We start from the raw sequence: 15,632 nt of genomic DNA on the forward strand, positions 1-15,632 counted from the left end.
ATAAACTAATTACGCCCATAATTGTAGAGGAGTAATGAACTAGTCTTATGGGCGTTTTTATGCTTTGCTTTCTTAGGACTATTAATAAACTCTAATGATTTTTTTGATTAGTTAATCATTTATAATTTACAATAACAAGTAGTGAAGAAGCTATAGTCGGCTATATATAAGTAATACTTATTCAATCCTTTTCATTTATTTTAGGACTTTTATTATTTATCCTAGGAATTATGTTGTTAATAAACTCATTCCATTTGCTACCGTTATTTTTGGTAATACTTTCTTTGTGTTCTCTAATATTATAAATCGTAAAATCCTGATAATGTAGCTTAGATTGCTTTACTAATTGCAATAAGATGCTTACATCTTCATACAGCCTTCCACTTTCAAAATCGATTACTGGAAAGCCACCTACTTTTTTTAAAATCGATGTTCGATATATCCTCGGTCCGAGAGGGAATGAATAAGACATCAACTCAGCTTCTCCGTCAACGCTTTTCCCCTTACTTATTCCTTTAAAAAGTATGTCTTCATTTACTTGTTTCCATCTCCTAAAATTACCGTAGAGCACGGATGTTTCCTTCGAGAGCTTTAATAAGTACTTTTTTACAATGGATACTGCATTAGGATCTAGCCAATCATCGGCATCAAGCTCTACTATAAATTCAGATGTAACATAAGGTAGTAGTTTATTTAAGGCTTTAGCCTTGCCTCCATTATTTTTGGTAAATAATCTGACCTGTTCTCTATTATCCCATTGTAATAGTTTATTTAAGGAGTTATCTGTAGAGCCATCATCGATGATTAGTATTTGATCAAATGGTTCTATTTGTAAAGTGCATGAAGCAACGGCGGTTTCTACATATTTTTCCATATTATAATTTGAGATTAATACAGTAAGAGAAGGAGAACTTCGTTTATTTTTTTCTAATTGGTATTTTTCTATCATTAATTGTTTTTCCTTATTTGTAGAGGTGACTGTTTGCCATGCTTGCTTAATCAAACCTTCTTTGTTAACTTGACATGATTTATCTATATTCGCAATCCAAGCAGGCAAAAAGGCTTCTTTAAATGGAGTTTTAACGTTGGAGAACCCACCTATTTTTTTAATATACGCAGTCGATACGAAAAGTGGCAGATAAATAATACTATGATATTCATGGCAGCACGTTGCTAACACTGTCTTTGGTTGTTTAAGCTGAAGCTTTTCTGAGGAGATATGTGGAGATAGACAATGTGTGTGACTTAGAAATAAAGCATAGGGGGTAATCATCTGATCTATCACATTATTTAGTTCTTTTTCTAAGTCATTCTTAATAGGAACAAAATCAAAATGGATAGACCAATCACTAAACTGACTACTATCTAAAACTACATTTTCTTCTTGAAATACAATAACAGAATTTATTCTCTTATGAAGAGCACGTAAAGAAGCTATCATTTTATAGAATACTTTTTGATTGAAAGGAAAGATGATAATGGCTGATATATCTTTCAACATTATAGACCGCCACCTTTGCATAGTATTAAAAAATCGAATAGTGTAGGTGCCATATACAGAAAATCTATATAGTATATGCTTTTTAAGTCGCTTAAGTGCATGGCTTAATTTAGGATAGAAGTAACAAAATTACTTTTAGCAAAGAGGTAAAACTAAATAAAGACGTTGGCGGATTTAATAGTCATTATTATTTCTGTAAGTCCTAGTAATCAATTAACTTTTAAAGTTATTAAGTTTTAGCGAGTGGCTGATTAATGATCTATTGTTATTTGTCATGGGGAAAAGAATATAGAGTATAATGCCATAATCTAGTAAACTAATACTACTACTAAAAGGATAAACGAAAATACAGAACGTAAGGAGAAATCGAATGGCAGGCCTATTAGTAATATATAGTCTAGAAAAGCGAACAAAAGATTCTATCATATTTCCGATATTTAATCTTACTATAGAGAAAGGAGATATTACTGCTGTTTATTCCACATTAAATATAAGAAAAGTGCTGTTAGAAATAATTTCTGGTAAAACGCTGGCATCGAAGGGGGAAATTCGTATCAATGGCGTTACAATAATGGAAAATAGAAATCTATTTTTATCAGGAGTGGTCCTAGCCTTCTATGAGGACGGGATATATGACAGATTAAAAGTAAGAGACTATTTCTCATTCTATCGAGCAATTTACGATAGTAATCAAACGATTGATCAACTTTTGCGTATCACGCAGCTGCAAGATAAACAAAACCAAAAAATAAAAACGCTAACGTATTCTGAAAAACAGCGCGTCCGTTTTGGAAAACAATTGCTTCAGCATGCTGAGTTATATATTTTTGAAGAACCAGATTTAAACGTCGATGTTGAAACAAGACAAGTATTTATTTCTATTACGAGAAGATTGCAGCATGAAGGGAAGGGTGTTCTTATACTAACTGGTAATTTGGAAAGTGCGCTAACTATTGCTGATCAAGTTCTTCGTATAGATGAATCAGGTTTACAACAAATTCCTACAGAGAAAGGAGAAAGTGATTCGATATTAGACGATCCAATGCTTGAAGCAGAAGTACAGCCTTTTCAGTTAAATAAAATACCAACGAAAGTAAATGACAAAATCGTGCTATTTGATCCTCCTGAGATTGATTATATTGAAAGTAATGATGGACAATCTCACATATACAGTAATGGTAATCTCTTCACTAGTGCATCTACATTAAATGAATTGGAAAGCCGCTTGGAGCATTTTGGATTCTTTCGCTGCCATCGCTCTTATATAGTTAATTTGCAAAAGGTACGTGAAGTCATAACATGGACACGTAATAGTTATAGTTTAATTCTAAATAATAAAGAAAAGACCTCCATTCCATTGTCCAAATCAAAAATGGCACAATTGAAGGATATGTTAGGAATGAAATAGAATCCATTCATCCATTCAATGGCTCCATTCACGGTAAAAATACTGCTAAATTGCAGATTTTTTCCTATGCTGAGGTTACACGAAACAGTTATCAGCATAGGAGGAAAATGAATGGAACATATTATACAGGTAAAATCACTTGCTAAGATTTATGGCAATCAAGCTGCATTAGAAGATGTAAATTTTACGGTGGAAAAAGGAGAAACGTTTGGATTTTTGGGGCCAAGTGGAGCTGGGAAAACGACCACTATTAAAATTTTAACTGGCCAATTATTACAAACATCTGGAGAGGCCACGGTTTTTGGAAAACCAGCATCATCTTTAAATAAACCACAGTACCGACGTGAATTTGGAGTAATTACAGATAATAGTGGGCTATATAGTCGATTATCTATTGAGGATAATTTAAATCTATATTGTCAGCTGTATCAAGTTTCAACGAAACGGATTGGAGAGGTATTGGAAATGGTAAGTCTCTCTGAAGAACGAAAAAAGCAGGTAGCTAAGTTGTCAAAGGGGATGTTTCAACGCGTCATTTTGGCAAGGGCATTACTGCACAAGCCAGCGCTTTTATTTCTTGACGAACCGACGTCTGCTCTAGACCCTGCCAATTCAGCACTTATTCATCAAGGATTACGTGAACTGAACAAGGAGGGGACAACGATTTTTTTAACAACGCATGATATGAATGAAGCTGAAAACATTTGTGACCGTGTAGCATTTCTTCATCAAGGAAGAATTCAGTTGCTAGATCAACCGAAAAAGCTTCGTAGGCAATTTGCGGAAGCTTCCGTATGCATTGAACTAAAAGATGGTAGAGAAATTAATGTACCAGCTGGTCCAGAAGGAGCAAAGGACATATACGATTATTTTGCATCAGATCAAGTAGTCTCTATTCATTCCAATGAACCAACACTTGGAGATATATTTGTAGAACTAACAGGGAGGAAACTGGTATGACTTTTTCAATGAAAAGAATGTACGCTATCTTTCTAAAGGATTTAAAGGATTTATCGAAGAATATGTTTATTACTTCCTCAATGCTAATGCCACTATTAATTGCTGTGCTATATTCGAGAATGGATGAGCTTTCTATAGATATGATTTATCTAGTTATTAATCTTTCGTTCTCTACAATCGGAGTATTTGTGCAAAGTGCCATTATTGCTGAAGAAAAAGAAAAAAATACCTTGCGTGGTTTAATGCTTTCTCCCGCAACTATTCTAGAGATATTTGGTGGTAAGAGCTTAGTTACTTTTTTATTGACACTTCTAACCATCATACTATCAGCAAGATTAATAGATTATGAGCCATCAAGTATAAGTCTCATTGCTATTGCACTGATAATCTCATCTGTTTTTTATATTGGTCTTGGTACACTAATGGGATTATTAACGAAATCAGTTGTAGAAGCATCTGTCATTACGTTACCAATTATCTTTTTATTCGGTTTTAGTACGTTGTTACAAACATTAATCAATACTTATCCAATTCTGTCCTTTATTGAATACTTACCAAATGTTCAACTGGCAGAATTGGCAAAAGAAGTGCAGCTTGGGGCAGGTATCGAAGATATTTGGGGTTATTTAGCTATCATTTTGGTATGGGGAATAGGAATTTGGCTGTTAACGACCTGGTTTTATAAAAAGAAGGAGACTGCTGGATAGCAAGACTGATAAACATTATTTTGAATGCTTGGTATTAGAGTTATTTGTGTAAATTGAAGTGCAAGCTTTATTGATTTAGGTGAAGAAGGATGTAATTTCGTTGAAAGCGAATTTCTCCGGTATGATTCTAGGTTTCTTATGTACGATAAGTTACAGGAATCGAAGTGAAAAAATTATAAATTGCCATTTTACCGTGACAAAAAAAGCTACCCCAAATGCTTCGTAGACATTTGGGATAGCCTTTGTTTCTGTAGGAGTGATATATTTTTTATTAGAACTATAAAATATCTAATCTAATTACTAATGCAATCAATACTTGTAATAGAACTTGGATGTTAATAGCAATATCAGTATCCGTTGTGGATACTTCTACTCCGCGTGAGTTTTCAATATAAACTTGCTGTTTGTTAATTTGGCTAGATTTTAATTTTGCGAACAGATCTTGAGTTATTTCGTCTGCTTTATGACCATCTGCAATCGAAATGCTAATTACGATAGCAATTGCTACCTGAAGCGCAACTTGGAGATTAAGTGCAGCTTGGATATCTGATGAGGATACCTCTACATCACAGGAATCCTTAATAATAATGGATTCGAGAGACTTTTGCACATTATTTAATTCTCCACTTGCCTCCTGATCCACCGTGGAATCTTTATCAAATGGGTGACACATGGAAGTGTCTAGTGCTCTCCATTTTTTGTCATCGCCACAGCTCTTGTCACATGAATCAAAACGATCATCGAATCTGTCACGATCGCAATGATGGTGTTTATCGCGTCTATCGCAGCTATCACAGATATCCTTAAATCGATGGCAATCGCATTTTCTCCTATGGTCTCTTACATCATCAAATGCTCTTGATCTAGGCATACTATTATTTCCTCCTTCTTCTCGTTTAGAATATTTTATGATTAAGAGTGGAAATAGGAAGGGTGATTGTACTAAGATATACTACCTATTTATTGCTATAGATAGATATTTTTCTCAGAAAGAGGTGAAGCCCGGTACATATCCATTGATTTACCAGGCTTCATTATGCATGCTATACCATATATAGGAAGGAAGTTAATTTTATAAATAGTTTATTTGTCTAGTATCCAATATAGTTTAATAACTATTATTCCTTGTTTTCATTGGTATCTTTATTTTCTTGCGTAAATTCTTCCACATTTTTTCTTAATTGATTAACCATATTTCTGACCATTTCTTTATCCTTTTCATCTAATTCTTTTGTCTTTAACGATGCCCCATGTTTTTTTAGTGTAGCATCTAAAAGGAAATCTACAATTTGACCTGGGGCATTATTACTGTTTTTTTCACTGTTTTTACTCAATCCAATCACCTCCATACGATTTTTATATAGTATATTCTTAGAAAGGGTAATCGTGTTAAGGATAGTAGTCTATTTAATATATATAGCTAAGGGTTCTGGATGTAATTATCTATTTGTAAAGTGAATATCCCAAAAACTGTGCTTGTATAAGGAAAGCTAAGTCAGGTGGGCGTTTGTATGGATAATGAAAGATTATGGAATGCAAACAATAAGCAGGTACAGTTCTCTAATAGAGGAGCATGTCAGATGTATTATGTTTGTTAAATCACATAAGTAGCATAGTATCTAAATAAAGAAAAATACAAACTTATCCACCAATTGGCTAAGTTTGTATTTTTTATATGTGGATCATGATTAAATTAATGGAGCATAGCGGGCTCGAACCGCTGACCTCTTCGCTGCCAGCGAAGCGCTCTCCCAGCTGAGCTAATGCCCCGTACATAAATTGATTATAGATAAGTATGGTTGTTTTTGCAAGTCCATCAACATCAGTTAATCTGTTTTCATGGTACTTATTTACTATTTTAGAGAATTAATAGTAATATAGTTTTGAATTTACCAAAAATTTACTAATTTATTATAGATTATCAATGTTTGTTATGCGATAGTAAAAGTGTGTCATGTCAACGTAATACATGACAATAAATTATTTATCCTTAAGGAGGGAGAAGATGCGAAAATTACGGGTGAAACAGTCTTTTTATTTGGTTCTTATTTTTACGTTGATTTTAATGAATTTTTCACCAGTATTAAGTACATCTGTGGCCGCGACAGACGACGGAGAAACAACGGAAGAGTTGTTTATATCAGAGTATATCGAAGGTAGCTCCTATAATAAGGCCATTGAAATTTATAATGGTACAGGGGAAGAAGTGGATTTGTCAGGCTATCAATTGGCGCTTTATAGTAATGGTGCTAATGAGCCTAGTCAAACAATGACATTGGATGGTACGTTGGCATATGACGATGCATATGTAATTGCTCATCCAAATGCAGATGAGGCAGTATTAGAGGTGGCAGATCAAACAAATGGTAATGTAATTAATTTCAATGGGAACGATTCCATTGCTTTGCAACAAAATGCTAGTAATTTGGATGTTATTGGTATAATTGGGGATGATCGTAATTTTGCGAAGGATGTAACACTAGTAAGGAATTCATCCGTTATTGCTCCTGTTTCCAACTATGACGAGGGACAGTGGACCAATTATGACAAGGATACATTTGCATATCTCGGTGATCATACCGTAGATGGCGTTGATCCGGGTGAACCAGGTGAACCTGATCCAGAGAATCCTGATTTAATTACCATTGATGAAGCTAGGCAGCTTAATGATAGAACAGCTGTAACTGTAGAAGGAATTGTTACAGTAAATAATGATGCTATTAGTAATGGTACTCAATTTACAACATACATTCAGGATGATACTGGCGGCATTAATCTATTCTCTTTTGAACAAGGTGAATTACCAGATGTAAATAAGGGGGATCTAATCAAGGTTGTTGGCCAGTTAGATTCTTACAATGGGCTAAAAGAGATCGTTCCTTCCAGTGTAGAAGTATTGGGAACAGATCAGCAACTACCTGAGATTCAAGAAGTAAGCTTAGAAGCATTACAAAATGAAACTACTGCAGAATCGCTTGAAGGTGAGCTTGTACGTGTGAATGGCTTTCTTTCAAGTATTCCAGAGAGTCCGGCTGGTGGAGGATATAATATCTCCTTTATTGATGGAGATTTTAATGGAACAACTTTACGCGTCATGGAAAATGCATTAGATGTCACTCAAATAGCTGAAGAGAAGTGGTATGACGTGACAGGAATCGTCAGTCAATATAACAGCTATCAATTGATTCCAACGGAGCAAAGTGATTTTCAACTAGCTGCAGAACAACCTGATCCACCATCTGCTGCAGGCGAGTATGAAACGACAGTTGAGCGTGTAACAGATGGGGATACTATTCGTATTGCTAATCCAGTATTAGGTGAAACAAGAGTTAGATTTGTTAATATGGATACACCGGAAACCTATGTAGCCCATAATGATGACCCAGCTAGAGATGAGATAAATGAAAATCAAAAATTTCATGGGGATGCTGCGACTGCTTATATGAATGATTTAATCCAGCCAGGTGATGAGGTAATCATTCGGCTTGGCGACACACCAACAGACGATTATGGGAGATTATTAGCAGAGGTTATTCGCAAAGAAGATGGAATGAATATTAATTTAGAAATGGTTGAACAGGGTTTCGCTTCAACGTATTTTATTGCACCATTTAATGAAGAGGTTTATCCAGAATATCAGGCTGCTGTAAAGGATGCAAAGGATAACGGGCTTGGTATTTGGAATCCAGAAAAACCTTTATTGGAATTGCCGTTTGTTTTTCGAGCAAATGATGATCAGAAAGGCTTCCAACGATATGTAGGTAATTCGGATACAAAGGAGTATGTTGTACCAGATAATTGGGCAGATGTACCAGTTGAAAAACGTGTATTTTTTGCAAGTCCTGAAGAGGCAGAATCCTATGGATATACTCCTGCTGGGGACCGAGTAGATGAAAATTTACAAGTACAGTTACTTGGATTTAATGATTTACATGGGAAGATCGATCAGGAATATGAATTAGATCCTGATGGCGATGGCGTATCAAAGATGTATGGAAGGATCGACTATGTTACTTCCGCTATTAAAGAAAGAGAGCAGGATCACCCTAATTCTTTCGTCGTACATGCAGGTGATATGATAGGCGGTAGTTCACCTGTATCAGGTTTATTACAGGATGAACCAACCGTTGAAGTTATGGAGACGATCGGGTTTGACTTTGGCTCTGTTGGAAATCACGAGTTCGATGAAGGAACAGAGGAACTGCTGAGAATGGTAAATGGCGGAGAGCATCCTGAAGGAAAAGGTACTCCTGAATATGACGGTATGGATTTTCCACTGCTTTGTGCAAATTGTGTGTATAAAGGAAGTGGTGATCCTATGTTATCTCCATACTACATTGAAAAAGTAGATGGTGTAGATATTGGCTTTATCGGTGTTACGACAGAGGAGACAGCTAATATTGTCATGCCTGAAGGAATCCAAGATATTGAATTTACTGATCCGACGATTGCTGTAAATGATGCGGTTGCGGAGTTGCAACGACAAGGAGTCGAATCAATTGTTATCCTCGCACATATTCCAGCAGAGCAAGATGGTGACGGTGCGACAGGAGAGGCTGCTGATTTAGCCAGAAATGTGGATGATGCTGTGGACGTAATTCTTGCAGCTCATAACCATCAAGTTGTTGATGGTATGGTAGATAATAAGTTAATTGTCCAAGCTTCAGAATATGGAAAGGCGTTTGCTGATATTGATTTAGAAATCGATCGTAAAACTGGCGATATTATTCAAAAAGAGGCGGAGATAGTATTTGTTGATCAAAGTAAATATACGCCAGATGAAGATGTTACCGCGATATTGGAGAAGTATCAAAATCAAATTGGGCCAATTTTGAATGACGTAATCGGATATAATGCCACTGATTTAACTGGTGATTACATTGTTGATGGAGATCATGGATTAGGGAATTTACTCGCTGATGCTATGAATTGGGCCATGGATAGTGACTTTGCAATGATGAATGGCGGAGGAATCCGTGATGATCTTCTTGCTGGTGAAGTGACATGGGGAGATTTATATAATATTCAGCCATTTGGGAATACGTTGATGACTGTTGAAGTAACCGGAGATGATATTTACACGATATTGAATGAACAGATTTCTTCGCAGTATGGACCAGATTATAGTGTGAGTGGCTTGCATTATACATGGAATTCAACATTAAATGAAGTAGTGAAAGTAACCTTACCAGATGGTACCCAAATTGACAGAGATGAAGTATATACACTAACAGTAAATAATTTCATGGGGACTTCTGAGGGGCCAATTAAAGATTTAGGACAAAATCCTGTTACTGGTCCGGCAGATATTGATGCAACCGTTGATTTTGTAAAAAGCTTAAACAGTAATCCAGATCATCCGTTTACGTATACCTCTGAGGGGAGAATTTCGGAAACAGATAAAGAACCGGGCGATCCTGGAGAGCAACCAGAGATAGAAATTGAACCGAAGCGAGATTTTGGCGTTGCTACGGTCTATACGAGAGAGATAAGAGAGCTAGACGATGGCGTCCGTTTAACAATAAATATTGAAAATGGTTGGAAATATCGAGTCTTATTCTTAACCAAAAGACAGGTTGACTTACTTCGGGAGAAAGAAGTAACCTTAGTGGTTACGAATGGTTCAGGTTCAGCAACCTTTGATATGGCTTCATACCACAAACTATTTTTATTTGTTTGTGTGAAAAACAATGAAATGTAAATCTTTGTATAGATAAAGCAACTAGTATACTCGGAAGTCGCTAAAATGAGTGTTTTTGCTCATTAAGAGGTTGAACCGATAAAGTATGTTTTCTAGTTATGCTAGAAGAAGGTCGAAGTAAAAGAAAGTAGAGATAAGAGAACTCTGAACTATAATCGGGTGAAGCTATAAGTGGATCGTAGTTCAGAGTTTTGTCTTTTGATTCCTACAAAAAGGAACGCATATCGCCGTACAGTTATCCTAGCAGAAAAATCATGTGTGATACCTACGTAGTCAGAAAGTCCTAAGATCAACACTGCTAAGCGATTTTTGGTTAACAGTTTTAGCTAGGTTCGCGGAAAGCAACCCATATTTCAGATTGATTTAAAAGCATACAATATTATTCGCCTGTAGACCATATGCGTTGCTAGGTTCACGCTTTCTTATTTAACATTATGCACGATCCAGCATTCGTTGAAGCGCAAATGTTGCATATGTTGACACATCTTGCGGAACAATTATTTTATTTATTGGCTGTCCCTCGATAATAGCTTCTAGCGACCAAAGTAGATGTGGTAAATCTATTCTGTTCATGGTTAAGCAGGGACACATGTGAGGATTTAAAGAAATAATACGCTTATCAGGATGTTGATGAATAATCCGTTGTACAAGATTCATTTCTGTACCAATTGCCCATGAAGTACCAGACTTGGCCCGTTCTATGATTTCAATAATCGATTTCGTGCTACCATTAAAATCGGAGGCGTCTACGACCTCTTTTCGACATTCAGGATGAACAATAATATTCATATCTGGATAGGAATTCCTTACTTGTTCAATGTTTGTTAACGTAAAATTTTCGTGTACAGAGCAATGGCCCTTCCACAAAATAACTTTAATATCATCTACATTTTCCGTAAATTGCAATTCGTCTTTAATAGGATCCCAAACTGCCATTTCATGAGGTTCGATGCCAATATCAGCTGCTGTATTTCTTCCTAAATGTTGGTCTGGAAGAAAAAGTATTCTTTCCTTTTGGGAAAATGCCCACTGTACCATTTTATGCGCATTAGAAGAAGTAACGGTAGCACCATCATTTTTGCCGACGAATGCTTTAATAGCAGCTGTTGAATTAACATATGTTAATGGCAAAATAGATTCCCCAAATAAATCAGTTAGCTTTGACCATGCTCTTTCTGTTTGGTAAATATCAGCCATATCAGCCATCGAACAACCTGCTCGCATGTCTGGCAAGTAAACAGTTTGATTAGCAGTTGTAAGAATATCAGCGGTTTCCGCCATAAAATGTACACCACAAAATACAATATAGTTTGCATTGGAATTTTTAGCGGATACCTGTGCTAACTGAAGTGAATCGCCAACAGCATCCGCAAATTGAATGACCTCATCCTTTTGATAATGATGACCAGGGATAAATAGCGAATCCCCGAGGTCTTTTTTAATATGTTGTACGCTTTCCTCCATTTCTGCTTTAGATAAATGAAGGTACTTCTCTGGAATAGTATGAGAACCTATTAACGTTTGGAGTAATTCCATTTAAAATTCCCCTTCCGATTTATACGTTTCTAATTTTTACAGTTGCACTTATATCTAACGCTTTGACAGAGTGAGTTAGATAGCCTAAAGAAATATAATCAATTCCGCTTGTTGCATAGTCATGTAATTGCTCTATTTGTATTCCTCCTGAAGCTTCTGTGATGATACCTTCAGGAACATATTGTAGCCAATCTTTAATTATTTCCGGTGAACAATTGTCAAACATAATAATATCTACTTTATTTGTAATAGCTTCCATTAACTGTTTCTCTGTTTCTATCTCCACTTCAATTTTTGTGGTGTGTCCTAATCGCTTTTTAACTGTTTGTACTGCATCGGTAATCGTTCCAGCAAATGCTATGTGATTATCTTTTAGCATTACCGCATCATACAGGCCAAAACGATGATTATAACCACCACCACATTGAACTGCATATTTTTCTAACATGCGTAATCCAGGAGTGGTTTTTCTCGTATCACAAATTTTTGCTTCTGTTCCTTCTATTAATTTCACAGCATTTGCTGTCATGGTAGCAACGCCACTCATGCGCTGAATCAGATTAAGTACAACTCTTTCCGCTTGAAGCAGTTCAATAATTGGACCGCTAATGTGTGCAATTTCGGTTCCTGCGGTAATAAATTCTCCGTCCTTTATGTGAATGTTGCAGTTAATCAAAGGATTTATGATGGAGAACCCTATTTCAATAACCGCTTCTCCACAAAATGTTCCTGCGCGTTTTGCCACAAGATGTAAATCCCCCTCTTTGTTAGGTTGAAACAAAGCTTGTGACGATATATCTCCATTACCAATATCCTCTAAAAAAAAGCTTTCAAGCATAGATTTTAGCTTCATGGTGTTCACTATAATTAACCTCCATGTTTTCGTTTATCTCGCATATAACCGCCAATTAATGTCCGATGGGTTCAAAGTCCTTAGGTTATACCCTTGTGGTACTAACAATCCGTGGGGGATAAACAAAACCTCCATGGATTGAAGTTTCACTTTTTTCGGTAATGGATAATACTTTTTCTTAGCCAGCGTTTGTAGTCTTTATTCGGAAAATCGGAACGGATATGACCACCTCTGCTTTCGGTTCTGATAAGAGCTGACTGGGTCATTAATACGGAATTAATCCACATGAAATAAGTCTGTATATCCGCTCTTCTACACTGATCAATATTTGCAAAAGGGTCGATTGAAAAGGAATTTAACCAAGCGAAATGGTGTTGAAGGCTATCATTATTTCGAATTATGCCAACATAATGTGTCAGTTTTTCCTGCAGCTCTTTCCTTGTAAAAGGAAGTGATTCAAGTGGGTTCTTGTTATCTGGGGCAGGAACAAAATCTTTAGGATATTCTTCTACTTTCGTTTTTAATAGAAACATAGAGAGTCGACTTCCGTATACAAAGCCCTCTAGTAGTGAGTTACTCGCTAGGCGGTTGGCACCATGAACGCCACTGCATGCTACTTCACCTATCGCATAAAGCCCTTTTATTGATGTGCATCCCCATCTATCTGTAACAACACCGCCCATCATGAAGTGAGACCCTGGTAACACTGGTATTTTTCCTTTACTCAAATCAACATGATGTGCTTTACATAACTGCGAAATAGAAGGGAATCGTTTTTTGAAATTATGAATAGTAGTTATATCTAAAAATACGTATTTCCCAGATGTTACCTGTTTAAATATTTCATGGGCCACAACATGTCTTGGCCCTAAATCTTGCTGGTCATGGATTCCCTCCATTATTCGCTCGCCTCGATCATTAACTAATATGGCACCTGCCCCTCTAACAGCTTCTGAAATAAGTCCTACTGTTTTACCATTTGCCGATAAAAGTGTTGGGTGGAATTGTAAAAATTCTAAGTCACCTACGCTTGCACCTGCTCGATAGGCTAAAGCAATTCCATCTCCTAAGATGGTTGGGTGGTTTGAGGATTGCGTGAATAAGCCACCTGCACCACCGGAAGCTAATACAACATGTGGAGCGTAAAATTCCAGCAATTCCTCATTGCTGTTCTTGGCTTTTATGCCAATACATTTACCATCCCTATTTAAAATCAAATCCATTACCATTACATTCTCCATCCATGTGATGTGATCAGAAGCTTGTAATGATTCTAGTAAGAAATTCACAAGCTTCTTTCCTGTTTGATCTCCACCTGAATGTAGTATTCTAGGGACTCGGTGTGCACCCTCAACACCTAATGACAATGATCCATCAGCCTCTAAATCAAAAGGAGCACCGGCGTCAATTAATTCTTCAATAACTTTTTTACCTTCTTCAACAAGATCGTTTACACGATACTCATTTCCATGCCCCTCCCCAGCTGTCATTGTGTCATGAAAATGTTGCTGCGGAGAATCCGTTTTTGCGATAGCGGCGGCAATCCCACCTTGTGCCATGAAAGAATTACTGTCCTTAACTTGACCTTTTGTGATAATCATCACATGTTTGTGATTACTGAGTTTATAAGCTAATTGCAATGCAGCAATCCCGCTCCCTACAATAATGACATCGATTTTATTCATTGTCTTTCCTCCTGTTAATTTACAGGTGTCTTGACACATATGATTACACATAATTAAAATAATTACAAGTGTTATAGAATAGTAGGACTTCGTACAGAAGGGAGAGATTCATGTGAAATACTTCGATTATGCAGCTACAACACCTATCGATCCAGAGGTGTTAGCAATATACCAAGAGACAGCCTTAAGTTATTGGGGCAACACAAGTAGTCTTCATGATCAAGGAACAAAAGCTAAAGGGCTATTGGAAAGCTGTAGAGATAAACTGGCGTCTATACTACATGTTTCTTCAGATGGTATTTATTTTACTTCAGGCGGTACAGAAGCCAATCACATAGCTATTATTACGCTAGCATTGAGCCGACAAGATAGGGGGAAACATATTATAACAACAATGGCGGAGCATTCCTCTGTTTTTTCAAGTACAGCATATCTAAGGAAAGCGGGATTCAAAATAACCGAAATTCCCTTCTTGCAAAATGGGCAACTAGATTTTTATGCTTTAACAGATGCCATTCAGAATGATACGATTCTAATTTCAGTTGGGCATGCTAATAGTGAAATTGGTTCCATTCAGCCAATTGAAGCAATATCTAAGCAGGTAAGAGGACAGAACATTCTTTTACATAGTGATTGTGTTCAGTCATTTGGTAAGATAGACATAGCATCCATTAGTCCATTTGTTGATGCAATGTCTCTTTCCTCGCATAAAATATATGGTCCAAAGGGTGTGGGAGCAGTATTTATACGACCTGAATATCGAGTTACAGGAATATTTCCAAACGAAACGCATGAACGTGGAATCAGGGGAGGCACCGTTAATACACCAGGGATTGCTGCTTTTGTAGCAGCAGCATTAAAATTAACGAATAAAGATTGGAAAAAGATGTATCAGTTGAGAACTACCTTTTTTGAACACTTAGGTAGCAATTGGGAGAAACGGTTTACGATATTTGAGTCACCCTCTGATGTTCAACTTCCGCATGTAATTGGTCTAACGGTTAATGGACGTGAGGGTCAGTGGGTTATGTTAGAATGTAATCGTAGAGGGTTTCATATATCAACGGGAAGTGCTTGTCATCAGGAACTTCAATCTCCAGCAAGGACAATAATTGCTATGGGGGTTATGGAAGAGAAGCAAAGAGAATTTATTCGAATCTCGTTTGGACAAGATACTACGTTGGATGATGTGATTCAACTTGCGCAGCTATTAAGAAAGTTGGCGAAATAGTGTTTTCAATGAATCGTTAACATGGATGAATGAGATAATGGACGGTGATC

The 15,632-nt window shown here is 36.6% G+C and carries 11 protein-coding genes and 1 tRNA gene; 5 read left to right on the top strand and 7 right to left on the bottom strand.

Annotated elements, in window-relative coordinates; all coding sequences use genetic code 11:
• Positions 1-181: 181 nt before the first annotated feature.
• A complete protein-coding gene (locus D9782_RS07675) occupies positions 182-1,501 on the bottom strand; it encodes a glycosyltransferase family 2 protein (RefSeq protein WP_162986350.1) in 1,320 nt (439 codons plus the stop codon).
• 370 nt (positions 1,502-1,871) lie between these two features.
• Between D9782_RS07675 and D9782_RS07680 the strand changes: the two genes are divergently transcribed.
• From D9782_RS07680 to D9782_RS07690, 3 genes are all read left to right on the top strand, one after another.
• Entirely contained in the window at positions 1,872-2,909 is a 1,038-nt protein-coding gene (locus D9782_RS07680) for a LytTR family transcriptional regulator DNA-binding domain-containing protein (RefSeq protein WP_121604443.1), read from the top strand.
• 111 nt (positions 2,910-3,020) lie between these two features.
• Positions 3,021-3,869 carry an ABC transporter ATP-binding protein gene (locus D9782_RS07685; RefSeq protein WP_026682486.1) on the top strand — a complete coding sequence of 283 codons (849 nt, stop codon included), beginning with the start codon at positions 3,021-3,023 and terminating at the stop codon, positions 3,867-3,869.
• Positions 3,866-4,576 carry an ABC transporter permease gene (locus tag D9782_RS07690; protein WP_026682487.1) on the top strand — a complete coding sequence of 237 codons (711 nt, stop codon included), beginning with the start codon at positions 3,866-3,868 and terminating at the stop codon, positions 4,574-4,576. Before D9782_RS07685 ends, D9782_RS07690 begins: the two co-directional genes overlap by 4 nt.
• Positions 4,577-4,853: 277 nt before the next feature.
• Here D9782_RS07690 and D9782_RS07695 read toward each other — a convergent pair whose 3' ends face one another.
• From D9782_RS07695 to D9782_RS07705, 3 genes are all read right to left on the bottom strand, one after another.
• Complete coding sequence (locus D9782_RS07695; protein ID WP_051388425.1) at positions 4,854-5,249, bottom strand: spore coat protein; 396 nt, start codon at positions 5,247-5,249, stop codon at positions 4,854-4,856.
• Positions 5,250-5,694: 445 nt separating this feature from the next.
• A complete protein-coding gene (locus tag D9782_RS07700; protein ID WP_026682488.1) occupies positions 5,695-5,910 on the bottom strand; it encodes a hypothetical protein in 216 nt (71 codons plus the stop codon).
• A gap of 363 nt (positions 5,911-6,273) precedes the next feature.
• Positions 6,274-6,346: transfer RNA gene (locus D9782_RS07705), tRNA-Ala, on the bottom strand.
• Positions 6,347-6,581: 235 nt separating this feature from the next.
• On the opposite strand from D9782_RS07705, the gene D9782_RS07710 reads away from it, so the two are divergent.
• Positions 6,582-10,277 carry a 5'-nucleotidase C-terminal domain-containing protein gene (locus D9782_RS07710; protein ID WP_121604444.1) on the top strand — a complete coding sequence of 1,232 codons (3,696 nt, stop codon included), beginning with the start codon at positions 6,582-6,584 and terminating at the stop codon, positions 10,275-10,277.
• A 432-nt stretch (positions 10,278-10,709) separates the two neighbouring features.
• On the opposite strand, the gene nadA is transcribed toward D9782_RS07710, so the two are convergent.
• From nadA to nadB, 3 genes are all read right to left on the bottom strand, one after another.
• The gene (gene nadA, locus D9782_RS07715) at positions 10,710-11,813 is read right to left on the bottom strand and encodes a quinolinate synthase NadA (protein ID WP_026682489.1); all 1,104 of its coding nucleotides are present in this window, start codon (positions 11,811-11,813) and stop codon (positions 10,710-10,712) included.
• Positions 11,814-11,832: 19 nt separating this feature from the next.
• Positions 11,833-12,675: a carboxylating nicotinate-nucleotide diphosphorylase gene (nadC, locus tag D9782_RS07720; RefSeq protein ID WP_026682490.1), complete on the bottom strand. Its 843-nt coding sequence runs from the start codon at positions 12,673-12,675 to the stop codon at positions 11,833-11,835.
• Positions 12,676-12,812: 137 nt separating this feature from the next.
• Positions 12,813-14,351 (bottom strand): L-aspartate oxidase, encoded by a 1,539-nt coding sequence (nadB, locus tag D9782_RS07725; RefSeq protein ID WP_121604445.1) that lies wholly within the window; start codon positions 14,349-14,351, stop codon positions 12,813-12,815.
• 112 nt (positions 14,352-14,463) lie between these two features.
• Here nadB and D9782_RS07730 point away from each other — a divergent pair, with 112 nt between their 5' ends.
• Positions 14,464-15,582 carry an IscS subfamily cysteine desulfurase gene (locus D9782_RS07730; protein ID WP_121604446.1) on the top strand — a complete coding sequence of 373 codons (1,119 nt, stop codon included), beginning with the start codon at positions 14,464-14,466 and terminating at the stop codon, positions 15,580-15,582.
• Positions 15,583-15,632 lie beyond the last annotated feature (50 nt).

The sequence above is a fragment of the Virgibacillus sp. Bac332 genome (genome assembly GCF_003667785.1).
Classification (GTDB): domain Bacteria; phylum Bacillota; class Bacilli; order Bacillales; family Amphibacillaceae; genus Virgibacillus; species Virgibacillus salarius.

What these genes read in the sequence shown, in the direction of transcription:
- D9782_RS07690 (WP_026682487.1), top strand. Translation starts at nt 3,866, where the DNA reads ATGACTTTTTCAATGAAAAGAATGTACGCTATCTTTCTAAAGGATTTA.
- nadA (WP_026682489.1), bottom strand. Translation starts at nt 11,813, where the DNA reads ATGGAATTACTCCAAACGTTAATAGGTTCTCATACTATTCCAGAGAAG.
- D9782_RS07680 (WP_121604443.1), top strand. Translation starts at nt 1,872, where the DNA reads ATGGCAGGCCTATTAGTAATATATAGTCTAGAAAAGCGAACAAAAGAT.
- D9782_RS07685 (WP_026682486.1), top strand. Translation starts at nt 3,021, where the DNA reads ATGGAACATATTATACAGGTAAAATCACTTGCTAAGATTTATGGCAAT.
- nadB (WP_121604445.1), bottom strand. Translation starts at nt 14,351, where the DNA reads ATGAATAAAATCGATGTCATTATTGTAGGGAGCGGGATTGCTGCATTG.
- D9782_RS07710 (WP_121604444.1), top strand. Translation starts at nt 6,582, where the DNA reads ATGCGAAAATTACGGGTGAAACAGTCTTTTTATTTGGTTCTTATTTTT.
- D9782_RS07675 (WP_162986350.1), bottom strand. Translation starts at nt 1,501, where the DNA reads ATGTTGAAAGATATATCAGCCATTATCATCTTTCCTTTCAATCAAAAA.
- D9782_RS07695 (WP_051388425.1), bottom strand. Translation starts at nt 5,249, where the DNA reads ATGTGTCACCCATTTGATAAAGATTCCACGGTGGATCAGGAGGCAAGT.